Source organism: Chryseobacterium takakiae (assembly GCF_900129385.1).
Taxonomy (GTDB): Bacteria; Bacteroidota; Bacteroidia; order Flavobacteriales; family Weeksellaceae; genus Chryseobacterium; species Chryseobacterium takakiae.
This window is the reverse complement of sequence record NZ_FQVO01000020.1, coordinates 1-23,138: the sequence shown is the minus strand read 5'-3', so window position 1 is coordinate 23,138 and position 23,138 is coordinate 1. Positions and strand designations below refer to the sequence as shown.

General features: G+C 37.5%; 22 protein-coding genes and 8 tRNA genes. 27 read left to right on the top strand and 3 right to left on the bottom strand.

Annotated features, from left to right (window positions below; translation table 11 throughout):
• Positions 1–155: 155 nt before the first annotated feature.
• Both BUA76_RS18135 and BUA76_RS18130 read left to right on the top strand, forming a co-directional pair.
• Positions 156–1,619 (top strand): tagaturonate reductase, encoded by a 1,464-nt coding sequence (locus tag BUA76_RS18135; RefSeq protein WP_072886212.1) that lies wholly within the window; start codon positions 156–158, stop codon positions 1,617–1,619.
• 5 nt (positions 1,620–1,624) lie between these two features.
• Complete coding sequence (locus tag BUA76_RS18130; RefSeq protein WP_072886211.1) at positions 1,625–3,241, top strand: UxaA family hydrolase; 1,617 nt, start codon at positions 1,625–1,627, stop codon at positions 3,239–3,241.
• 181 nt (positions 3,242–3,422) lie between these two features.
• Here BUA76_RS18130 and BUA76_RS18125 read toward each other — a convergent pair whose 3' ends face one another.
• Complete coding sequence (locus tag BUA76_RS18125; protein ID WP_083573261.1) at positions 3,423–3,866, bottom strand: hypothetical protein; 444 nt, start codon at positions 3,864–3,866, stop codon at positions 3,423–3,425.
• A 356-nt stretch (positions 3,867–4,222) separates the two neighbouring features.
• Positions 4,223–4,549: a hypothetical protein gene (locus tag BUA76_RS18120; protein WP_072886210.1), complete on the bottom strand. Its 327-nt coding sequence runs from the start codon at positions 4,547–4,549 to the stop codon at positions 4,223–4,225.
• Positions 4,550–4,934: 385 nt separating this feature from the next.
• On the opposite strand from BUA76_RS18120, the gene deoD reads away from it, so the two are divergent.
• Positions 4,935–5,645, top strand: a complete 711-nt coding sequence (gene deoD / locus BUA76_RS18115; RefSeq protein ID WP_072886209.1) for a purine-nucleoside phosphorylase — start codon at positions 4,935–4,937, stop codon at positions 5,643–5,645.
• 143 nt (positions 5,646–5,788) lie between these two features.
• Here deoD and BUA76_RS18110 read toward each other — a convergent pair whose 3' ends face one another.
• Positions 5,789–6,508, bottom strand: a complete 720-nt coding sequence (locus BUA76_RS18110) for a DUF434 domain-containing protein (protein ID WP_072886208.1) — start codon at positions 6,506–6,508, stop codon at positions 5,789–5,791.
• Between the two features lie 106 nt (positions 6,509–6,614).
• Here BUA76_RS18110 and BUA76_RS18105 point away from each other — a divergent pair, with 106 nt between their 5' ends.
• From BUA76_RS18105 to BUA76_RS19420, 24 genes are all read left to right on the top strand, one after another.
• Positions 6,615–7,643, top strand: a complete 1,029-nt coding sequence (locus BUA76_RS18105) for a LacI family DNA-binding transcriptional regulator (RefSeq protein ID WP_072886207.1) — start codon at positions 6,615–6,617, stop codon at positions 7,641–7,643.
• Positions 7,644–7,678: 35 nt separating this feature from the next.
• The gene (locus BUA76_RS18100) at positions 7,679–8,320 is read left to right on the top strand and encodes a hypothetical protein (protein WP_228408508.1); all 642 of its coding nucleotides are present in this window, start codon (positions 7,679–7,681) and stop codon (positions 8,318–8,320) included.
• A gap of 171 nt (positions 8,321–8,491) precedes the next feature.
• A complete protein-coding gene (locus BUA76_RS18095; RefSeq protein WP_072886205.1) occupies positions 8,492–9,625 on the top strand; it encodes an AAA family ATPase in 1,134 nt (377 codons plus the stop codon).
• Complete coding sequence (locus BUA76_RS18090; RefSeq protein ID WP_072886204.1) at positions 9,598–10,341, top strand: hypothetical protein; 744 nt, start codon at positions 9,598–9,600, stop codon at positions 10,339–10,341. The genes BUA76_RS18095 and BUA76_RS18090 overlap by 28 nt, the downstream gene beginning before the upstream one ends.
• A complete protein-coding gene (locus BUA76_RS18085; RefSeq protein ID WP_072886203.1) occupies positions 10,332–12,719 on the top strand; it encodes a hypothetical protein in 2,388 nt (795 codons plus the stop codon). Before BUA76_RS18090 ends, BUA76_RS18085 begins: the two co-directional genes overlap by 10 nt.
• A complete protein-coding gene (locus BUA76_RS18080; protein WP_072886229.1) occupies positions 12,709–14,403 on the top strand; it encodes a hypothetical protein in 1,695 nt (564 codons plus the stop codon). The genes BUA76_RS18085 and BUA76_RS18080 overlap by 11 nt, the downstream gene beginning before the upstream one ends.
• Positions 14,396–15,418 (top strand): tetratricopeptide repeat protein, encoded by a 1,023-nt coding sequence (locus BUA76_RS18075; protein ID WP_072886202.1) that lies wholly within the window; start codon positions 14,396–14,398, stop codon positions 15,416–15,418. Before BUA76_RS18080 ends, BUA76_RS18075 begins: the two co-directional genes overlap by 8 nt.
• Positions 15,419–16,157: 739 nt before the next feature.
• A tRNA-His gene (locus tag BUA76_RS18065) sits at positions 16,158–16,230 on the top strand.
• Positions 16,231–16,324: 94 nt separating this feature from the next.
• Positions 16,325–16,398 (top strand) — tRNA-Lys (locus BUA76_RS18060).
• A 112-nt stretch (positions 16,399–16,510) separates the two neighbouring features.
• A tRNA-Pro gene (locus tag BUA76_RS18055) sits at positions 16,511–16,582 on the top strand.
• Between the two features lie 6 nt (positions 16,583–16,588).
• Positions 16,589–16,660: transfer RNA gene (locus BUA76_RS18050), tRNA-Glu, on the top strand.
• Positions 16,661–17,319: 659 nt separating this feature from the next.
• A tRNA-Leu gene (locus BUA76_RS18045) sits at positions 17,320–17,392 on the top strand.
• A gap of 118 nt (positions 17,393–17,510) precedes the next feature.
• Positions 17,511–17,582 (top strand) — tRNA-Gln (locus tag BUA76_RS18040).
• A gap of 5 nt (positions 17,583–17,587) precedes the next feature.
• Positions 17,588–17,658, top strand: a tRNA-Trp gene (locus BUA76_RS18035).
• 129 nt (positions 17,659–17,787) lie between these two features.
• Complete coding sequence (locus BUA76_RS18030; protein ID WP_072886200.1) at positions 17,788–18,273, top strand: ribonuclease H-like YkuK family protein; 486 nt, start codon at positions 17,788–17,790, stop codon at positions 18,271–18,273.
• Between the two features lie 115 nt (positions 18,274–18,388).
• Positions 18,389–18,649 carry a cyclic-phosphate processing receiver domain-containing protein gene (locus tag BUA76_RS18025; RefSeq protein ID WP_317041303.1) on the top strand — a complete coding sequence of 87 codons (261 nt, stop codon included), beginning with the start codon at positions 18,389–18,391 and terminating at the stop codon, positions 18,647–18,649.
• 8 nt (positions 18,650–18,657) lie between these two features.
• The gene (locus BUA76_RS19520) at positions 18,658–18,759 is read left to right on the top strand and encodes a hypothetical protein (RefSeq protein ID WP_317041302.1); all 102 of its coding nucleotides are present in this window, start codon (positions 18,658–18,660) and stop codon (positions 18,757–18,759) included.
• Positions 18,760–19,317, top strand: a complete 558-nt coding sequence (locus tag BUA76_RS18020) for a DinB family protein (protein ID WP_072886199.1) — start codon at positions 18,760–18,762, stop codon at positions 19,315–19,317.
• A 76-nt stretch (positions 19,318–19,393) separates the two neighbouring features.
• Positions 19,394–20,410 (top strand): RNA ligase, Rnl2 family, encoded by a 1,017-nt coding sequence (locus BUA76_RS18015; RefSeq protein ID WP_072886198.1) that lies wholly within the window; start codon positions 19,394–19,396, stop codon positions 20,408–20,410.
• A 56-nt stretch (positions 20,411–20,466) separates the two neighbouring features.
• On the top strand, positions 20,467–20,919 hold the full coding sequence (locus BUA76_RS18010) for a metallophosphoesterase family protein (RefSeq protein WP_228408507.1): 453 nt from the start codon (positions 20,467–20,469) through the stop codon (positions 20,917–20,919).
• A gap of 445 nt (positions 20,920–21,364) precedes the next feature.
• Positions 21,365–21,431, top strand: a tRNA-OTHER gene (locus BUA76_RS19325).
• Between the two features lie 143 nt (positions 21,432–21,574).
• A complete protein-coding gene (locus tag BUA76_RS18005; RefSeq protein ID WP_143149942.1) occupies positions 21,575–21,793 on the top strand; it encodes a hypothetical protein in 219 nt (72 codons plus the stop codon).
• Between the two features lie 135 nt (positions 21,794–21,928).
• The gene (locus BUA76_RS19425; RefSeq protein WP_228408506.1) at positions 21,929–22,267 is read left to right on the top strand and encodes a hypothetical protein; all 339 of its coding nucleotides are present in this window, start codon (positions 21,929–21,931) and stop codon (positions 22,265–22,267) included.
• 95 nt (positions 22,268–22,362) lie between these two features.
• Positions 22,363–23,025 carry a slipin family protein gene (locus BUA76_RS19420; RefSeq protein ID WP_262484284.1) on the top strand — a complete coding sequence of 221 codons (663 nt, stop codon included), beginning with the start codon at positions 22,363–22,365 and terminating at the stop codon, positions 23,023–23,025.
• The last annotated feature ends 113 nt before the right edge of the window (positions 23,026–23,138 follow it).

Here is a 23,138-nt window from a genome sequence, read left to right as displayed (position 1 = left end):
ATATTCATTCTAAACCTTTAAGGTTTGAAAATAACTTTGAGTTCTTCGCTGAGTGAAACGCCTTTGCGAACTTAGAAACGAATAGTATTCAAAAAAATCTTAGCGCCCTTTGCGTTTAAATAAAAACCAAAGCCAGCGCAACAATATTAGAAAAGATGGAAAATCAAATAAAACAAAAATTAAATCGTGAATTAAGCAATGCTCAGGAAAAACTTCCCATTAAAATCGTTCAGTTCGGTGGCGGGAATTTTATGAGAGGATTCACGGATTATATCATTGATAAATTAAATAAAGAAACAGAATGGAAAGGCGGAATTGTCAATTTGCAGGCAACACCTACCGGTTCCATTCAGAAAATGGAAGAGCAGGATAACTTATATACTCTTTTCACAAGAGGAATTAAAAAAGGAGAGATTATTGATGCAAAACAGGTTATTTCTGCCATTCAAAAGTCGGTAAATCCGTATGCCAATTATAATGAATTCTTAGCGCTGGCTAAAGAAGAAGAACTGGAATTTATATTTTCAAACACTACGGAAACAGGAATTGCTTACGACGAAACAGAAGTTTCTTACGAAGGTCCGCACAGGAACTTTCCTGCAAAAATAACGGTTTTACTTCATGAAAGATTTAAGCATTTCAATGGAGCGGCAGATAAGGGATTAAGAATTATTCCCTGCGAATTAATTGAAGACAATGCATTTGCATTAAGAGAGATCATCGTGAAATACGCACAGCTTTGGAGTTTGGAAGAAGAATTTGTGCAATGGATTAACCAATATAATTATTTCCATAATACATTGGTTGACAGAATCGTTCCGGGATATCCGAAAGATGATGTTGAAACATACGAAGATCAGTTGAATTATGAGGATCAGATGATGGTGGTTTCTGAATGTTTTCTGCTTTTTGTCATTCAGGAAGCCGGAAATTTAAATGAAAGAATTCCTTTTAACAAAATCAATGAACAGATTTTAGTGGTGGAAGATATTCAGCCGTACCGTTTAAGAAAAGTCAGAATCCTGAATGGCGGCCATACGCTGATGCTGGCTCCTGCAATTTTATCAGGACAAGAGACGGTAAAAGAATCCATCGACAATCCGTTTATCGGGAAGTTTTTAAGTGATGCCATTTTTAATGAAGTGAATCCAACCTTAGGTTTAGATGAAGCTGAACTGAAAGAATTCGCAGAAGAAGTGTTCGACCGTTTCAGAAATCCTTTCATCAAACATTATTTAGCAAGTATCGCTTTATATTTTGTTTCCAAATTTAAAGTAAGAGTATTGCCTAGCTTATTAACTTACGTTGAAACCAATGGAAAATTACCGGTTAATCTTACCTTTTCTTTAGCAAGCTTAATCCGGTTTTATCAGGGGAATTTTGGAGAAAAGACCCTTCCATTGAATGACGAAGAAGGAGTGGTTGCTAAATTCAAAGAAATCTGGAAAAATGAAGATTACGAAAAAGTAGCTGAACTGGCTCTTTCCGAAACGTTGTTCTGGGACACAGATCTTACTCAGGTGGAAGGATTGAAAACAGCAGTTGCCAAAGCATTGTATGAAATCGATCATCATGATATGGAAACGGCATATAACCATTTTGTACAATTCAATTCGTAAATATCATGCAAAAGAAAGTACTGAAAGTAAATCCTAAAGACAACGTAATTGTAGCGTTGATGGATTTGCCTGCCGGAGAATCGGTACATCTTGACGGAACAGATTATACGGTAGTGAAAGATATTAAAGCCAAACATAAATTTGCAGCGGTAGATTTTGAGGATGGCGACCATATCATCATGTATGGGGTAATTGTGGGAAAGGCAAATCAATCCATCAAAAAAGGGGAAGTTATTACCACGGAAAACGTAAAACACCAAAGTGCAAAAGTAGAAGGCAAAACCGAAACTTTAGGCTGGATTCCTCCGAATGTTGATCAATGGAAAAACCGAACTTTCATGGGCTACCACCGTGAAGACGGACAGGTAGGAACGGAAAATGTATGGCTGTTCTTCCCGTTGGTATTCTGCGAAAATAAGAATATCGAAACATTAAAAGATATTTTTGAAAAAGAACTGCTGCATGAAAAAGCAAGCAAACATCAGCTGCTATTAAGATCATTGCTAAATGGCAGCGAAACTGCTGATATTGCGGTAGAAAACGAAGAAGACACAAGAGTGTTTAAAAATATAGACGTACGGTTCATCACGCACCAGGGCGGCTGCGGCGGAATCCGTCAGGATGCCGAAGCATTGGGAAGATTGTTCGCAGGATATGTCAATAATCCTAATGTTGCAGGAGCAACCGTTTTAAGTCTGGGATGTCAGAATCTCCAGGTACAGATCTTTATGGAGGCCCTTCATGCGCTGGCTCCCAACAACAAAAAGCCGATCGTTGTTTACGAACAGCAGAAATCGGGAACGATTGATGAAATGCTGACCGGCGTGATTAAAGATTCTTACGAAGGAATAAAAAAAGCCAATGATATTGAAAGAAAACCGACTTCTATCACGAAGTTGAACATCGGTTTGGAATGTGGCGGTTCAGATGGTTTCTCCGGAATTTCAGCCAATCCTGTTTTAGGGCAGGTTTCCGATATTATGGCCGCTGTAGGCGGAACCACGATGTTGGCAGAATTTCCTGAACTGTGCGGCGTAGAGCAGGAACTGGTCAACCGTTGCATCAATGATGAAGACGGGGTAAAGTTCCTTCAGCTCATGAAAGATTTTGAAAAATCAGTCGTGGCGGCAGGTTCCGGTTTTGATATGAACCCGTCACCCGGAAATATCAAAGACGGATTGATTACCGATGCCATGAAATCGGCAGGTGCAGCCAAAAAAGGCGGTGCCGCACCCATCGTAGAAGTGTTGGATTTTACGGAATACGCCACAAAGCCAGGTCTTAATCTCCTTTGTACGCCCGGAAATGATGCCGAATGTACAACCGCGTTAGTAGGATCGGGAGCAACAGTGGTACTTTTTACTACAGGTCTTGGAACACCGATGGGAAATCCTATTGCCCCGGTGGTAAAGATTGCTTCCAACACGGCGTTGGCAGAAAAAATGCCGGATATTATTGATTTTAATGCAGGAACCGTCATCAGCGGGGATAAAACCATTCCCGAAGCGGCAGACGAGCTGTTGGAATACATCATTAAAGTAGCCAGCGGTGAAGTCAAAACAAAAGCCGATCTTTTAAATCAGAATGATTTCATTCCATGGAGACGTGGGGTCTCCTTGTAATGGGTTAGTTATATTAAATATTAGGGTTGAAAATGCTTCCTGCTTCGGTGGGGAGCATTTTCTTTTGTTTTTTGATAATAGCACGTGAACTTTGTCATTCTGTAAGATCTCGACATGCCGAAAATATTGGGTTGAGATTCCTATGGAATAACAAAAAGATGTTAAAGTTGAAAAGAGCACTTTATTTCTCTGTCCAATATTTCTTTTTCAAATGTTCCGTTTTCAGGATATCACAGCCTAAAACAAATACCCGGTACACTGGTCTTTCAATGCCGTAATAGGGAATCTTGTCTTCAAAGTATTCGATGTTCATGGAGTCTAATTTATTTTTCAGATCGGTGATTTTTCCAATGTCCGCTGAAAAACCGATACAATGCGTCTTCGCCCATTTGTCGCACTTAATTTGGTTAAAAGCATACGCTGTGATTTCTGCTTCCGTGTTGAAGGTTTTAAGAACCTGTTTTTGTCCACGTTCCGTATAATACCAGGTAAAAACACCGCCTGACTGCTCAATTCCCAATCCTTCATAAATGTGGTTTCCGTTGATAGAATAGCTGTTAAAATTGAAACAGTGTTCTTTCATCCAGTGTTCAAGTTCAGGGATGGTTGTTGGTATGTTATCCATTTCTATATTTTTTTGTATCTGGTATTAGCACAAGCATCATGTTTATGCAGACAATGGCGGGTAGGCTATAATTTTATAAAGCTATAAAAATAAACCACCCCGTCAAAAATTCTATCCGAATTTTCGCCACCCCTCCATGGGAGGGGAATCTCTCGTATATAAACGTATGGGAATTCCCCTCCTTTGGAGGGGTGGATTAATTTTCAAGGAAAATTAAGACGGGGTGGTTAAATAGAATCATGATAAGACTTCATGCTAAACAGATAGCACGGATTTGCAATCAGTGCTTACAATATTTTGTTTTTAGAAAGTCACTGATTGCAAATCCGCGACATCGGTTAACTTCTTTTAAACTTCTACCAAGTAGCAACAATACTTGGTTCTGAATTAATTCTTACATAATTGTTGCTTACAATTGTTCCTTCGAAAACCACTGCTTTTTCTGCTTCAATAAGTTTAAGTAACCCTTTCATTTCCGATTTCCCATTAACTATTTTTATTTGGCAAATAGGATCGTCTGAGGCTAATAAAAAAGCATTGTTAAATGTTTGACCACCAATTAAAACTTGTAATTCAATTATAATATTGAGAGGTGATGATGTAAGTATTTTAGTATCAAATTTAGCCTCTGCTTGCCAGTAGGTTGAATTCGTTCCTCGTAGAGTTGTCGATAAAATAGCCATGATTATTAGGTAAGTTAATATTTAAAATATATTACTAATATACACTTTTAATCTTATAATACGTAAATCATCATCTAAAAAATATATCTCTAAACTGAACCAAGCCTCTCGTTCTTGATTATAACAATAATCATTAATTAACCCATTTACTCGATAGCGCGGATTTGTAATCCGTGCTGAAAGAAGAAAAACAGGATGTACCTATTACAAGTGGGCAATTGTAAGAAAGAGATCCACAACATTGTATACGCATTCATTCCCCTCCCTCGGAGGGGTGGATTAATTTTCAGGGAAAATTAAGACGGGGTGGTTCACTAGAATCATCAAAGATTTCATTCTTAAATCGTTCGCGGATTTGTATCTTTGTCCCATTGAAAATAAAAATATGAGTATTCACATCAGTGCAGAAAAAGGACAAATTGCCAAAGTCGTGTTACAGCCGGGAGATCCGCTTCGTGCGCAGTTTATCGCCGAAAAATATCTTGAAAATGCAGAATTGGTAAGCAAAACGAGAGGCATATTTTATTATACGGGTTTATATAAAGGGAAGGAAATCACCGTTGGAGCGAGCGGAATGGGTTTTCCGAGCATCGGGATCTATTCTTTTGAGCTGTTCACGGAATATGAAGTGGATACCATCATCCGAATCGGAACCTGCGGCGCGTACAGCACCGATCTTCAGCTTTTTGATATTTTAAATGTGGATAATGCTGCCAGTGAAAGTACTTATGCGAAATATGCCTGGGAAATAGAAGATGAGATCCTTCCGCATCAGGGAAGCATATACAATACCATTAATCAGACGGCAGAAGAACTTTCCCTGAAAACAAAATCCATCAATGTACACAGTAGCGATATTTTCTACAGAAAAGATCCTGCAGTACCGGCCATTGCCACAAAATACAACTGTCCGGCCGTGGAAATGGAAGCTTTCGGGTTATTTGCCAATGCAAAACATCTTGGGAAAAATGCGGCAACTATCCTTACGGTAACAGACATTATCCCAACCCACGAAAAAATCTCCGCTGACGAAAGAGAAAGAGCACTGAAGCCGATGATGGAGCTCGCTTTGGAATCTGCATTGAAAAGTCTGTAGAAATAAACGAAATATTCTGAGACAATGGCTGACAAGTAGGGAAGCAGTCTCAAAGTTAAAATATTGAATGTTGTCATTCTGATGAACGAAGAATCTTAAATGAGTTTATTAAGATTCTTCATTGCATTCGGAATGACATTTTTTTAGGTTAAAGAAAACTGAATGATATGGGCATTGAGGTTCTTTGTGTCAATCAGGTAGCGGATCAGATTGAACCATTTTTTACAATGATCCAGAATCCATGCATCGGAAGAAATAATACACTCTCCATGTTCCGCTAAAAACTGATCGGGATTAAATTCCAGTGAAGTTTCCCAGTCTAGCTCACGTTCCTTAGCAAATTCTGAAATCAATTGGCAGATTCTTCCGCTGTTGGAAACAGGCCTGTCAAAAACCCAGCATAACTTACCAATATTGCATTGTTCAAAGAAATCAGCCACCAGTTCCAGAGAAGGAAGCGTTTGGCTGACTCTTTTATAAGTGCCGTGAACTCCGGAAAGATCACGGAAACATCCGTCCAGCCCTTCAAAAATATAAGCGCCCGAAAGCATGCTTTCCAATAAAATAAGCACATTGAAACCGTCTATATAAATATTTTTGCCTTTGAGATCTTCTGCGGTAGCTTGCTTGGATTTTCTGTTCAGCATCTGTTGCTGCGAAGCCGATGCTCCCCGTATCGCCTGGATTTGCCGGGTCTTAAGCCTGTATCGGTTTCCGGCAAGTTCGGAAGACGCTTTTTCGGGATACTCACGCGAAAGCAGGTAATGCATGTCTTCAACCGCCATTCTGAGCAGATCAACCTGTTTTTGCGATCCGAATAAGCTGTCGTCGGAAGTATTTTTACCGCGGTTCCTGTTGTTCATGTTCAAATGTAATATAAAATGCTTACATTTCCTTTCCGGTAGACATAATTTGATTAAATTTACGTCACTAATGCACATTTGTTTAGAGATATAACTAAAAACATATATGAATAAAAAAAGTGCCACCATCTATGATATTTCGAAGAAGCTTAACGTAAGTGTGGCAACTGTTTCGAGAGCGCTGAACAACCATCCCAGAATAAGCCAGGCCACAAAAGACCTGGTGAACAAAACGGCGAAGGAGATGAATTATAAGCAGAACAATCTGGCCAAAGCTTTAAAGAGCGGGGAAACCAAAAACGTCGGCATTATTGTTCCGTTTGTGAATACCAATTTCTTTTCCTCCGTGATCCGGGGGATTGAAGAAGAGCTTTCTCCTTTCGGCTATCATGTCATTATCTGCCAGAGCCATGAGGATGTGAATATTGAAAAAAGACATCTCAATACCTTGCTGAATGCGCAGGTGGACGGGATTTTCATGTCGGTTTCAAGAACAACCATTGATACGGCGCATATTCAGAGTATACTGGATACCACCAATACGCCGATCATTTTTTTCGACCGTAAAAAAGATATTCCGGGAATCAGTACCGTCACCATCGACGATTACCGTGGCGGCTATATGGCTACTGAACATCTCATCAAAGAAGGGTACAAGAACATCTGCCATTTTTCAGGAGACCTGAATCTTGAGATTTACCAGAACCGCTTAAACGGATATAAGCAGGCTTTAACGGATCATAACTTTCAGGTAAAAGAAGAAAATATCATCATGACAGGCAGTTCTATAGAAGCTGGAATCGAGGCAATTAAAACACTTTGGGACAGAAAATCTGTTCCGGACGCGATCTTTTCTGCCAGTGATTTTGCAGCATTGGGAGCCTGCCAGGAATTGAAGAAGAGAAAGATCAAAATTCCGCAGGAAGTGGCGGTAATTGGGTTTTCCAACGAACCTTTTACCCAGTTTATGGAGCTGCCGATAAGTTCTGTTGACCAGACTCCGGTAATGATGGGAAAAATGGCGGGCCAGGTTTTTATAGAAAGTGTTAAGGAAAACGGCTCCGGTATTTCCACGGAAAAAAAGGTTGTGCTGGCTCCTCAGTTGTACATCAGGAAATCTTCTAAAAGAAAATAATTCTCCTGCTGTTTATTTCTGCAAATTGTATTGATATGATGCCATCCGGATTTTCTTTTTTAGACACTTTATTTCTTCTTCGGAAAGAAGAATGCATCACGATTTTCACAGACCTTCATGAGATATCAGAAAAAGAAATTCAGGATACGGCAGACTATTTAGAATCTGAATTTGAAAAAGAACGGCTGGAATTTTTATCCCTTGAAATAAACTTCGATAAAGAAGCTGCGGTATGGGCCGCAAAAGTATTGTATTACAGTGCTCAATTATACCTTATCAGGAAAGGTACTTCCAGAGATCTCCAGAAACTGATCCCGGATTATAAAGGTAAAAAAGATGTTTCGTCGATATTATCCGCAGATTTGTCCTTACGGTTTGTACCGCAGATTGTTTCCGCTTTGCAAAATGCAGATTCTGAAGATCCCTTAATTAAAATGCTGAAAAATATTCTAAAGCAGTTTCATTATTCAGCAGTAGGATTTGATCTTGATCTCGAAGAAATCAATTGGGAAGAAGAATTGAAAGATAAAACCTACCGAAAATTATATCTTGAAAGGACTGTTGAAAAGAAATCCTACAAACTGGCTGAAATTCCTTATATCAACAACTTGCTGATTGCTGAATTTGGCTTATATAAAGGGTTTTTCTGGAAAGAATTAAAAATAATAAACAATTAAAAAAGTACAATTAAAAAGCTGTTGCGGATTTTGAATTCTTGTATTTCGAAAATAAGTGAAACGCCTTTGTCTGCCTTGTTTTCAAATGGTTCATTAATTCTTGTTTTTCTTTGCGTTTTAATTACCACAACGTTGACAAAACTTCTTGCAATAGATAAAATATAATAATCAATGATTCAAAATATAGAAAAATTAAATACCGTTCTTAACCACGTAAAAGATACTTTTGTCGGAAAAAATGACGTCATCGATTTATTGGGAATTTGTTTGCTGGCAAAAGAAAATGCATTCTTGTACGGCCCTCCCGGAACGGCGAAATCTGCAATCGTAAGAACATTGGCTCAAACTGTAAAAGACGGGAAAAACTTTGAATACCTTCTCACACGATTTACAGAACCGAATGAGATTTTCGGGCCTTTTGATATCAGAAAACTTAAAGAAGGGGAGCTGCTTACCAACACGGAAGGTATGATGCCCGAAGCATCCATGGTTTTCCTGGACGAAATTTTTAATGCCAATTCCGCTATTCTGAATTCCTTGCTGATGGCGCTGAATGAGAAAATATTCAAAAGAGGGAAAGAAACAAAACATCTTCCCGCGCTCATGTTTGTGGGAGCAAGCAATGTTCTTCCGGAAGATGAAGCATTGAATGCATTGTTTGACCGTTTTCTCATCAGGATTAATGTAGATTATGTACACCCGGATCTTCTTCATCAGGTACTTCTGGCAGGAAGAAAGCTCGAAAACAATACGGAAACGGAAATGCCGGAAATTCTTTCCCACGAAATAAAAGAACTTCAGAATCTTTGTAAGACAGTCGATCTAAGACCCATTTATGAGGTCTATTTAAACACCATCATCAGTCTCCGCAATACAGGAATTGCCATATCGGACCGTCGGGCCGTAAAATTGCAGAACCTTATAGCCGCCAGTGCCCTTATTTGCGGAAGAAATGAAGCCATTCTATCAGATTTATGGGTGCTGAAACACATCTGGGATACGGAAGAGCAGATTGAAATTCTGGAAGGCATCATCAACAGAACCATTGAAAAAGATGATCACCCGAAATCTCATCCGCAGGCGTTGCAAAACAAGACCCCGAATCCGGAAGAAGTGATGAAAGATGTAAAGATCCTGATAGAAAAATGGAACAGCGGTACCCTAAACTTTGAAGAGCAGAATGTGATTAAAGATAAGCTAAGATACCTTCAGAGCCGATGTGAATGGATCAGAAATCCGGAACAAAAACAGTATATCCAACAGGAAATCGAAAGTCTATGGCAAAAGATCCTTCAGAGTTTATAAAAGAATTCTGGGCAGAAATTCCGCGGAAGGATGAAGAATATTTAGGCTCCATCCGCGACTGGAAGAATGTTCAGATTGCAATGGAAGAAGATGTGATCTGGCTGAGAGGCTTCACCGGAGAGCAGGCTGCCTCAGCGGAGATACGGCAGTTGCCTAATTTTGTATTGTATGAACTAAAGGAAGGTCTTCTATTCAGAAAAGATGCTTTGGTTCCCAGCAGTAAAGTAAGAACAGCTTTGCTATGGATCCCAATTGACAAAGCATTGCGGTTAACTTTTCCTCCAACAAACCATAATTTCTTCGGAATTGATGAAAAAATTGAAGTTAAATTAAAAGTCAGTGAAGAAGAACATCCTGCAATTGCATTATTAAGTTCGATAGCAGAAATTAAAGAGAGCATGATTACCCAGCCGAAATTCAGACTTGAAGGAATAAACTGGATTATCATTGATGATAAGGCATTATTCTTGGGGAGTCCATTGCTGAGCTTTCCCGGAAAAGCTTTTTGGGAAAAAGACGGTCATCTGCTGCCTGCAGGTTTTGATTTTGAATTTAAAAATTTGAGCTCTTTATTGCAAAGAAAATACAATGCAGCCTTTGATCAATGGCTTTTGTGGAAGGAAGACGCAACGGTTACCGTAATAAACAAAAGCAATTTCCGGAAATTGTCCGTAAGCTCATTTCGTCTGACTGAAAAAGCAAAAGAATGGAACTGAACGAATACTTCCAATCATACGAAAACTATTTTTGGGAATGGACGACCGATGAGGACGTCCCGGATCCTTCGGGTTATAATGAATACAATCTTATTTCAATTCCAAATGTAGGTGCAATCGCTTACAGGCCATATGTTATTGAGGTACTCAAAGAACTGCAGCCGTACGGTTTTCCTCCCTTCGGGTCACTGCTTCTGGTGTTGTATGCTTCGCAGGACGGTTATCTTAACCTCGATGGCATTTCCTATTATTTAAAAAAGATAGAAAAAAACTCAAGGCTCAGAAATACGGATCAGGTTATAGAGCTTTTAGAAAATATCAATAGATTACCGCGAATTTATAAAACAGGGCAGAATAAAATCAATCTCCTTCAGACGCTTTTTAAAAGTTCCCACAATCAGACTTCATCCGGAAGTGCAGATTTAATATTGAAAAGATTTGCCAAAAGACCGTATAAAATTACAGAATGTGCCCAGAAAATAACTTATCGCTCAATGCTTTTTGCGGTGGATGACATTGGGAATTTAATTAATATAAGCGAGAAATTTCCTTCCACAGAGTCTATCATTCAGGCAATGAAGGGGATTGCGGAAGTTCCGGATCTGGAAGATGAGGTTTTGGAAGAAGAGACTACGGTAGAAACGGACAAAGATTTTATACAGGAATTAATTGATGAGCCTAAAACCTTTCAGGTCGGAAGCCTTATTAAAAGAATCTGGAGCGGACTGAAAATCCCAATGCGCCACCTTTCGCCGGGAGATCAGCCCATCGGTGGGATTTCTGATATGACCAATAAAGGCGAACTTCACAGAATGCTGCTGTCGGAATTTGCCCATGATGATGAAGTTTTTATGAACCGCGTCGCCAACAATGAAGCATTGTATATCCAGAGGGAAATTCCGCCTGAAGAAAATATATTTGAAAGAATTATTCTCATTGATACTTCCCTTAAAAACTGGGGAACTCCTAAGGTATTGGCTTTTGCTTCTGCCATTGCCATCATCAAACACCCGAAAGCGCATTCTGAATGTAAAGTTTATGCATTAGGAGAACATAGCGTTCCCTTATCACTGAATAAAGTGGAACACATCATTGAAAATCTGAATTTCGTGAGCCCCGTTCTGGAAGCTTCCAGAGCGCTGGAAAAGTTTTTTAATGAAGAACATACCGGGAAAGATCTGGAGGTCTTTTTCATTACTCATGAAGATCATATAAAAAATCAGAATCTTCAGAAAGTTATTAATGAAAATCGTGACCGCCTCAAGTTTCTGGTGACAACTTCGGCTAATGGTGAACTGAACTTCTATAAGCATCATAAAGGAACACGAAAGCATATTCAGAAAATTATGCTTCCGCTGAAGGAATTATGGGCCAATCCGCCACTGGGAAAGAAAGGCAGGCAGAACAATTTTTCGTCAGGCGGTAAAAAAGCTGATGTTCCTTTAAATTATCCGATTCTGTTTCCAACGCCGGGCAATAGAATTGCCACTTTTCTTTATGAAGGGGAATTTTTTATTTTAAGCAATAAAAAACAATTGCTAAGAACTTATTTGTCTGATAATTATTACAACAGAGAACATTATAATAATCATAAAATCCAGCATGGATCTGAAGTTCTCATTGAAGATATTTCTATAAAACCGAAAGGGCAGTTTGCTTTGGCGAAAAATAAACAGCAGGAATTTATCCTTTGCCAGTATCAGCCGGATAAAAAACTGATCTCTAAATTAAATTTAAATACAAAAGAATATTCTGAGCTGAATGTTACAGGGAAAAATATTCCGGATGGACACAGACTGATTTATTTTGGAAAATATTTTTATTTATTTCATGAAGAAAGTGAGATGATTCCTTTCATCAATATAGAAGGCGCTATTTCGTTAGAATATGTTTTAAATGACAGATTAATTTATAAAAGTCATGGAAAAGTAGAATCTGAAATTAAAAAATTGTATAACAGTGAAATTAAAATTCTTAATAATTTCAACAAAATAGGAATAAACAAGGCTGAAGAGCTGGTCATTTCAAAAATTGCATTCAGAAGATATAACAATAATCTTTATGCTTTTGACAAAAACTTTTCGGATATCGAAGTTATGGCCAGCCAGAATAAAAATGTATTCAGCTTCGAAGACGGAAGTGAAATTATCACCGATTCCCGCGGAATGCTTACCTTCAAAAGCAGCAACAAAAATATACCTGTTTTTTACATGCCTTCTACAGAATACGGATATCTGGCTTTAGGAACAGAAACGGATTTCGGAGGCTCGGAATATTATCTGCCCAAAGAAAACAAACTGAAAATAAGGGAAATGGAGGAAATGTATACTCAATATATGGAAGCTTTCATAAAACATGTTCTGGAATATGGAACTTAGAATAAAACCTTTTCCGAAAAATAATTATCCTAAAAAAGGACTTTTGATTAAAGGTGCTTCACCATTCGTATGGCTTTATGAAATGGAATTATTAGGTATAGATCTAAATGAAGTCCGGTCTTTTCCCATTCCATCTGCACAACCGAATGTCATATACGGATGCTTTTTGATTTTTCAGCATGAGGCTCCGGGTGAAATTGGAAAAAATTCTTATTTCCAGTGTGTTGATAATAAGCTTTTTATTCCTGAAAATACCGACTTTTATCCCAAAATAACTTCCGAAGACTGGCAAAATATTGATTCTGAATTTTTAATTATACATCCGGAATTCGGATTGGTGAAACTCAAGGAAGAAATTGACTGGCTTTCCATTATCCGGACTCCGAAATCATCAGGAAATACCATCAGAAAGCCATTAAACGGAGTAGAAATTCCTCAGAAAATTGAGAGCTACACGGTAGAAATGGATGATGAAAAGATCCTTGAAGCTCTGCAGAAGCCGCAAACCGAAGAAGAATGGATGAAAAAACTGCCTTTCGATCTTCAGAAAGTTATGAAAGGCAATAAAAAAGAAGTTGAAAAATATTTAAAATACATTGAAAAATATCCTGACAGAGCTGTAGATCTCGGTGTTCCACTGGACGTGATGGGAACTTCGAGAGGTGATGGTTTCGGGATTTTCAAATTTAAAAATTCATGGCTCGAAAAACTCTTTGGTAAAAAAGAGGAAGATCGTTTGGATGGAAAAACTTCCGGTAGAAATTACCGTTGGGTATTCTGGGTGGTTCTTTTAATGATGGGATTAACCAGAGTTTTTATGAATCTTAATAAAGATAAAACCCAAGAGTCGCAACCAATTTCTTCGGGTAAAGTTCAGACTCCGGATAAAACAATGATGGCTCCTGTAGTGGCATATAAATCAGGAGTTACCGATATTGATATGAAGATCGATTCCATTTACGGGAAAAAGCGGAGAGAACTGATGAAAGAACAGATGAGTGCCTCTTTAAGTATGAGCAAAACGGGTGAAGAAAGTTATCAGGAATATCTCAACAAAGGAGGAAGACCCATTGATAAAATTCAGAATGATATTTTTAAGCTGAATGAAAAAACAGATGCGGCAACGGATTCATTAAAGAGAGTGTACCGAAAGAAAATCGTAAAATACCTGGCTCAGAATGAAGGGAAAATCAGAGAGAAAATTAAAGATTCTATTCAAAAATCAGGTTCAGGGAAACCTGCAGATGAAGGAATTGTGAAAACCATTATGAATAAGAAAGCCATTTTGGTGGAAGATTCTCTGGGAAGACTGTATGGAACGAAAGAATTTCCACAAACTCCGCCGGTTATGGCTCCACTAAATGCGGAAAAAAATACAGAAGAAAAAAGCACCTCTTTTGCTGAGATTTTTTGGCTGATTGTCTCTATGACGGGAGCGGTAGGATTGTATTCTTTCTTTGTTAAAAGGAAATCGCTGAATGTAGGTGGAGACAATATTCCGGCTGGAACCAAGATCTTCTTAATGATTGTTCTGATGGGCATGTTGGCGTATATTTTCTATCCGCTGATCGAAATGTTCGGGTACAACTGGTTTGTATGGATTCTTATTATCGGCGTTGTATTGCTGCTGTATCGTTTGTTCAGTGAAGATAAAACCATTTTAAAATCAGATAAAGATGAATAGCCAGAAGTTTATCAACAAATTCAGTGCGGCGTTTTTTATTCTAGTGATCATTAAAATCATCGCCATATTAGCACAGCTGTTTCATAAGAGTTTCTGGAATGTTGTGGGAACTCTCGTTATCTTCATTATTGTTGCTTTTATCATTTTTATTGTTATCACCAGACTGGAAGATAAAGAAAAAGAAAAGAATGCGAACGGAAGAAGAGGTGCGGCAGCCGGCGGGAATTTTTATGTTGAAAGTTCTCTTTTTGATAAAATCAGGAATAAATATGAAGAACTTGCTAAAAGTTATATCCGTGAAAACAATTATCAGAAAGCTGCCAAAGTGTATATCAACCTCCTTCGCGATCATTACCGTGGAGCAAAAACACTGGAAGAGGGCGGACTTTACAATGAAGCTGCAGTTATTTACCTTAAAAAACTGAATAACAAATCCGAGGCAGCCCATTGTTATGAAAATGCAAAGCAGTATCGCAAAGCAATAGAACTCTATAAAGAACTGGAGCACAAAGAAAAAGTAGGAGATTTGTACAGGAAAATAAATGATCCTAAAAATGCAAATATTTATTATCAGATGGTAGTGGATGATTATATCAATAACAATCAGATGGTAAAAGGCTCGCTGATCTGCCGGAAAAAAATGGATATGCCTGAACAAGCCCAGAAAATTTTGCTGAAAGGATGGGAAGAAGGTAAAGATGCCTTTAATTGTCTGAATAATTATTTTGCAAATATCTTTGATGCTAAAAATCTTGAACATAAAATCCAGGAATTATATCAAAAAACACCTTCCGATAAAAAGATCATCTATCTGGAAGCGATGAAATATGAATTTAAAAAAGATCCGTTACTTCAAGACATCATAAGAAATATTGCTTATGAAATCATTGCGGAAAAAGTGGTTACCCATTCGGAAATCGTGAATGAACTAAAACATTTCAATCCCGATGATGAGGTCATTTTAAAAGATATTTCACGATATAAAACGGGCAGGAATAAAATGTTCATGAACTAAACTTTTCAAAAAAACAATTATCTTTGCACCACAAAAATTATGACAATACAAAGAGCACATATCAGTTTAAATCTATGCGATCTCCCTATAGCAAAGGGATCGTTTGGATATGAATGGATGATGTTGAATGAGGCGAAATGTGCTTTCTTTGAAAATTGTTTACCGTAAACCCGTAAAAATTTTATCAAAATAGTGTAGGAACGCCTCGATTTTCGGGGCGTTTTTTGTGTTTTTAGAGAGAAATTATTTAGAATGAAAAAAAATAACCATAAAAGTGAAAATTTTTTAATCAGCAATGAACAATTAATAAGAAAATAAAAGGTGATCGATAAGCCGGTGAGAGACAGTCATTTAGGTATATAGGTATCTGCAAGTTATTGCGGACAGAGATTTTCTATTCTAAATTTTAATTTTAATTAATTGATTTTCAAATAGTTAAATGAAAAATAAATTTGTGAGTTTGAAAAAATCATATTTACTTTGCAACCGAAAATTGAAAGTAACAGGTTTTCAGCTTTTCAAAATATTAAACAAAAAATAAAATGAAACAATTACATAACATATCAGATTTACATTCAGGACAATGCGGTGCAAAACCGATGGAGAAAGGATATGCTTGTATGAATCTGCTTGATAGTGAATTTGTGATAAAAAGGTGCTTATATAAATGGGTCAGCTAATGTAATGACACGTCCCGAAATATAGAGCGCCTCCCGAAAAGAGGCGCTTTTTTATGTATGGTTTCTCTAGCTTATTTGGTAAAGCACCGGTTTGTGGCACCGGAGAACAGGGTTCGATCCCCGGAGATACCCAAAAAATGTGAAGGGTCAATAGTGAATTTATTTCATAAGTGAATTAAAATTGACAGCAAAGCGAATTGACCGCTGACCATTCACACTAAAAAACAATCTCATAGCTCAACAGGTTAGAGCTCCGGTCTTTTAAACCGGAGGTTGAAGGTTCGAGTCCTTCTGGGATTACAAAAAATAAAAGAATTTATGCGATCATAAAGAATTTCGCATACAACACAAGATTCACGGAAATTTCCAATCCGACTGTCTCTCGGAAAAGAAAATTGAAGTGAATCTAAAACTGGAAAGATAACGGTGGTTGTTTACCCGCCTTGGACGCGGGAGGTCGCAGGTTCAAGTCCTGCTTTCCAGACGATTTGCTCCATTAGCATAGCGGTTAGTGCATTCGGCTTTCTACCGAACGACAAGGGTTCGATTCCCTTATGGAGTACAAAAAGTGAATGGTCAAGAGTGAATTTTATTTTATAAGTGAATTTTTAAAAGTTGACAGCAAAGCGAATTGACCATTCACAATTCACATTAAAAAATTGTTTCAAAAGAGAAAAGAAAAGGCTTGTCGAGAGCAGAAGATCTTTAGCCAAAAACACGATATTAAATAGACAGGCTTTTTCTCAACTCGGTTTGAAGCGCGATAATGAAAGTTTTAAACATAATATAAATTTTAGATCAAATAAAGTCTGTCAAAGCGCAGAAGTTCTTATATCAAACAAAAATTAAGACAGACTTTATTTTTTTATAAAATTTAAATTGAAAGAATAATCACAATATAGGAAAAGCACTCATTGCCCATTACTGATTACTCATAAAAACGATGGTTCGCCGAAGCAGGAGAGTCGGGGCGATCTGCAAAACCGTTGCGTAAGCTGAGTGGGTTCAAAATGCGAAGCATTCGTGAATTCAGATAAAAAAAGAATAAAAACGGTTATGAACAACCCCATAACCATCTCAAATAACTAAAATGAGGTTGTTCCGAAGAAAAAAAAGTTTGTCGAGCGCAGAAGTTCTTACATCAAACTAAAAATTAAGACAGGCTTTGTTTTCTTCAAATAATAAGCGCTGGTGAATTACTCATTACCGATTGCTTAATCTGCGGGAATGGTGGAATGGCAGACACACTTGATTTAGGCTCAAGATTTTGGGGGTTCGAATCCCTCTTCCCGTACAAAATATGAGTGATGAAATATGAATGATAATTGATAAATCATCAATAATAAATAATAAATGAATAATCCGGGAAATAGAATCAATTATCAATCATCACTTATCAATACTAATTAAACTGATTCATGGTGTAATTGGCAGCTCACAAGACTTTGACTCTTGTTGTTCAGGTTCAAACCCTGATGAATCAGCAAATACTCCGATGATGTAATGGCAGCATCTCAGTCTCCAAAACTGATGGTACTGGTTCGAATCCGGTTCGGAGTGCAAGAATGTTAATGGTCAATGGTGAATTTGCTTCGCAAGTGAGTTTTAAATTGACAATACAATGGATTAACGATTTACAATTGAGGACATAATTATTAAAATTTAAACAAAACAAAAACATGTAGAAAAATGGAAACGCAACAACAAACATGGCAGAACATGACCGGAAAAATCTTTCGGAATTCTATCACAGAGCTGGTAGAAGAAGCCATCATCCGCGAACAGGCTAATGGACACCGACTGAAAGTATGTGTGGGATCAGATTCCCATGTTTACGGGGATGCCATTAATTATGCTACGGCAGTAGTCTTTATTCGTGAAGGAAAAGGAGCGTTTACCTTTATCAGAAAAGAAAGGGAAATACAGACGATCAGTATCAAAGAACGAATGCTGAACGAGGTAAACAAATCCGTAGAAATCGCCTATGCCATCTGCGCAGTACTTGATGCTTACGGAGTAGAAATGGAGGTACACGCAGACATAAACACCGACCCGGATTTCAAATCCAACGTTGCCTTAAGAGACGCAATGGGATATATTCTCGGAATGGGTTATGTATTTAAAGCAAAACCTTATGCATTTGCAAGCTCCAATTGTGCGGATATCATGGTGTGATAGTCGGAAGCAAAGCAATAAGACAGTACAAATAATTTCAACTTACGTTTTAGTACGGAAACCTCACAGGTTTTCAAAACCTGTGAGGTTTAAACAAAAGAATAAAATTTAAAAAATGGAATTGACAAAAAGATTATTGTTTCTGGACGATATACGATATCCTATTGAAGCGTATCACTACACCAAACAGGATATTTTCCTAAGAAACGATTGGTATATCGTTCGGAATTACAAACAGTTTATCGAAAGAATTTTGGAAAACGGCTTACCGAATATGATTTCTTTTGACCATGACCTTGCAGACGAACATTATTTGAAACCGGACTCTCAGGAATTGTCGAAAGAACAGGGTACGACTGTGCGAAGTGGCTTGTAGAATACTGCATGGATAATGGTGCCGATTTACCGGAATCTTACTGTCATTCCATGAATCCTGTAGGAAAGGAAAATATTGAAAGCCTTTTAAAAAACTTTAAAAAATTGTAAATGGACATATTTAGATGTATACAATTTATACAAACGCATTTGAAACTCACTTTCGATCAGGTTGACCGATGGTTTGATAAAGATAATAAAACGTTGAATTATCAGCCTGCAAACAGAGGTTGGACCGTTCAGCAGATTTTAGAACATATTTATCTCACGAACTTTTATCTGTTGATACTTATTGAAAAAGGATCAAAAAAAGCAATGCGGAATTATCTGAATCTTGACTTGAATCTGGAGATAAAAAATTACAGTTTCAATCAGGGAAAGTTTGAAAAAGTAGGAGAATATAGCGCTTTTGAGTGGATAAGACCGGAGCACATGGATCCGAAAGGAAGTTTAAATTCAGATGAAATCAGAGGGTTAATTGCTCAGCAATATCAGCAATGTTTACATTATTTGGATTTAATGAAAAATGGTGAAGGTCTTCTCTGCAAAACAACAATGACAGTGAATGAATTGGGAAAGATTAATGTGTATGAATACATTTACTTCCTTTCACTTCATGCTCAGAGACATCTTACTCAGATGAAAAATAATGAATTACAAATAGTTTAATCCCTTCATGTAGGTAAGGAAACCTCGCAGGTTTTCAAAACCTGTGAGGTTTAAATAGAAATTAAAAATTAAAAAAATGATTTTCAAAACATATAACTCTATAGAAAATGCATACCACACCCGCATTATTGATCAGATCAGAATTCAGGGTTTTGTGGATGAGGTTTTCATTGTACAAGAGAAAGTTCATGGTGCGAATTTCTCTTTTTTTACCGACGGAAAAGAGATTAAAATAGGCAAGAGAACCGCTTTCATAGAAAAGAATGAAAAATTCTTTAATGCACATCAAGTTTTAGAAAACTACAGAAAGAATGTTATTGAAGTATTTGAAAAAGTTAAAAATATTCATCCGGATGTAGAAACGATAATTATTTACGGTGAATTGTTTGGTGGCGGTTATAAACACAAACAAGTAGAGCCGGTAAAAGATGCGATAAAAGTGCAGAAGGGTATTGAATATGCTCCACAAAACGAATATTATGCTTTCGACATCAAACTGAACGGAACTACTTATCTGGATACAGATTTAGTGAACCAAATTTTTTCAGAAACCGGTTTTTTCTACGCAAAAATCCTTTTTCAGGGAACTTTGGAAGAGGCTTTAAAATTTCCAAATGCTTTCGATTCTAAAATTCCGGGATGGTTAGGACTTCCTGAAATTGAGAATAATATGTGTGAAGGAACGATTGTAAAAACTTTAAAAACCAGATATTTTGGCAATGGCTCAAGAGTTATTCTAAAAAACAAAAATGAAAAATGGCTCGAAAAATCTAAAGTGATGAGGAAACAGGATAAGGCTTTTCAAAAACAAATCAACTTTAGCGAAAAAGCTCAGAATATCTGGAACGAAATTCAGAAATATGCAACTGTAAACAGGCTAAACAATGTTGTCAGCAAACTTGGAGAATTTGAACACCACAAGGTTGGAAAAGTGATAGGTCTTTTTGCTAAGGATATTTTAGAAGATTTTGAAAAAGATTTCCCTAAAGGCTTCACCATCATAGAAAAAGAAGAACAGAAGAGAATCAACAAAAAACTAAATTCTTTAGTCATTGACTTGATAAAAGAAAAGTTAATAATTCCGAAGGTATAGATTACCGGAATATTTTAACGACAATTAAAATAATAAACTTTGTAGTTAAAGAAATAATGAAACAAAATATATTTTTTACGGCAGACCATCATTTCGGTCATGCCAATATTATAAAATTCTCCGAAAGGCCTTTTGAGTCGTTGGAGCATATGAATGAAGAACTCATCAAACGATGGAACGAGAAAATAGAAAAAGAGGATACCGTTTACCATTTAGGAGACTTCAGTTTAGGCAAACCGGATTTCACGAAAGAAACCCTGGATCGACTAAACGGAAATATCCATCTGATAAAAGGGAATCATGAGGGTGCGGCATTAACATATCCCAAACGATTTGCATCAATCAGGGATTACCACGAGTTAAGAATTGATGAGGCCGAAAACAGCAACGGCAAACAAAAAATCATTCTTTTTCATTACTCCCTTAGAACATGGAACGGCTCCCATCGCGGAACCTGGCAGTTATACGGCCATTCGCACGGAACATTGCCGGATGATGAATGGCATTAAGTTTCGATGTAGGGGTGGACTGTCATAATTTCTATCCGGTTTCCTACGAAGAAGTAAAGGAACTTATGAAGAAGAAAAAATGGACACCGCCTTTTGCGCCGAGAAATTAAAGCGATGGAGGAAGGAGGATGAAACGTGAAGTAAGGCCTGTGTTAAAGCTTTTCTTCCTTAAGTTTAAAAATAATTTTTTTCTGCGCAAAAACACTGCGCAATCAGGATTTTATTTTGCTTCATCAAAATGGCAACAACTAAAATTTTGAAAAACAGATTTTAGTCAAAATATCAGGCAGGTCTTGTTGGGTGTTTCGGTATATCACCATTGCAGAATGATTTGTTGAGAAACATGATTTCGTTCTGTTCAGCTTGACCTGAAGGTTTCAGGAGTTTCCAAAAACTTCTACCATGCGCTATGGGTCGGAGGTTCGAATCCTCCTATTTCCTAAAAGGGGATATAACTCAGTCCGGTTAGAGTAATAGCATTATTTAACGTGTGGGTTCGAGTCCCACTACCAATTAAGATGGTATGGCGGAAATGGTATACGCACTACATTAAGGTTGTAGTTAAATTTGAAATAGACTCAAAATCTATTTTTTTCGCGAGTTTTGGGTATTCTCAATAAAAATATCCGCACTGGAAAATCCGGGATGTTTTCGGTTGTTGAATCAACACTCTGAAAAAGCCTGCAAGAAAAGAGATTTTCTAAAATTGAAACGGTATGGAAGAGCTTATTATCTTCAGACAAATGCTGAAAGGACGGTTTTCCACGTGAGCGATGGTAACGGATATCCTTTTTTGCTTGCAAAAAAGATAGAAGTGAACGTAGCGACCCGGGCCGCAGGGAATGCGGCAGCGAGGGACACGCCCAAGATCTGAAATTCAGGATAAATCTGAAAATTGAGTTGTAAAAACCTGTGAATTTTTTGTAAAACACCTTACTTCCGCATTTTTCAGAAGAAGAGATCACGGATTTCCTTTTTATTAAATAATAACAGTTAAAAAATAAAAATCATGATAAAAAATGTACACATTAAAGCATACGAGAGAGGTCTTGTTTTCAGAAACGGAAACCTGATCGACATCCTGAAAGAAGGAAGCTTCTGGATTTTCGGGAATAAATTTGTAGAAATCTACGATATGAAATATTCTTTTAAAAGCAATACAGACCTAACTCTTTTGCTGAAAAACGAAGCGTTGAAAGCAATGCTGGATCTGGTTGAAGTAAAAGACGGTGAAATCGTCCTTGTTTACGAAAACGGGATTTTCAAAGAAGTATTGAATGTAGGACAGTATGCTTTCTGGAAAGGTATGTTCAACAGAGAATTTCAAAAAATCGATTTAACGAAGTAGAGATAACCGAACATATTTCCAAGAGTATTCTGGAAAATGCAAAGCTTAAAAGTTTTGTAAGAAAATTTACCATCACCAACCAGTATAAAGGTCTTTTGCTGATTGACGGAAAGTTGGACCGCGTCCTGGAAGCCGGAACATACTATTTCTGGAACAATGAAACTTCTGTAGAGGTGAAAGCCATCGATACCAGAATGCAGCAAATGGAAATTGCAGGGCAGGAGTTGCTTACAAAGGATAAAGCGATGCTCAGAATTAATTTTTACGTTCGTTTCCAGGTGGGAAATATTGTAAAAGCGCTCATGGAGAATAAAGAATACGACAAGCAATTGTACATTCTAATGCAGTTGGCGTTGAGAGAATTCGTAGGCGCGTTAACCCTTGATGAGCTGCTGGTGAAAAAAGATTCCGTAGGAAAAGAAATCCTGGAGAATCTGGGAAATAAGGCTGAAGATCTAGGCCTGAAAGCTGCCGACGCCGGAATTCGGGATGTCATTTTAACAGGGGAAATGAAAGAAATCATGAACCAGGTTCTAATTGCGGAGAAGAAAGCCCAGGCCAACACCATCATGAGACGTGAAGAAACGGCTTCCACAAGAAGTTTGTTGAACACTGCCAAGCTGATGGAAGAAAATGAAGTACTCTGGAAGCTGAAAGAAATGGAATATATGGAGAAGATTGCGGATAAAATCGGAGATATCACCGTATCCCGAAACCATAATATTGTTTCCCAACTGAAAGATATCTTTACCAAATAAACTAATACCTGTCTTCATAGAAGCCGTCTCATTTCACGAGTCGGCTTCATTTTTTGATATTATTGTTATTCAAATTATTTTGGAAATTTTCTTTGCGATCATTGAAAATGGCT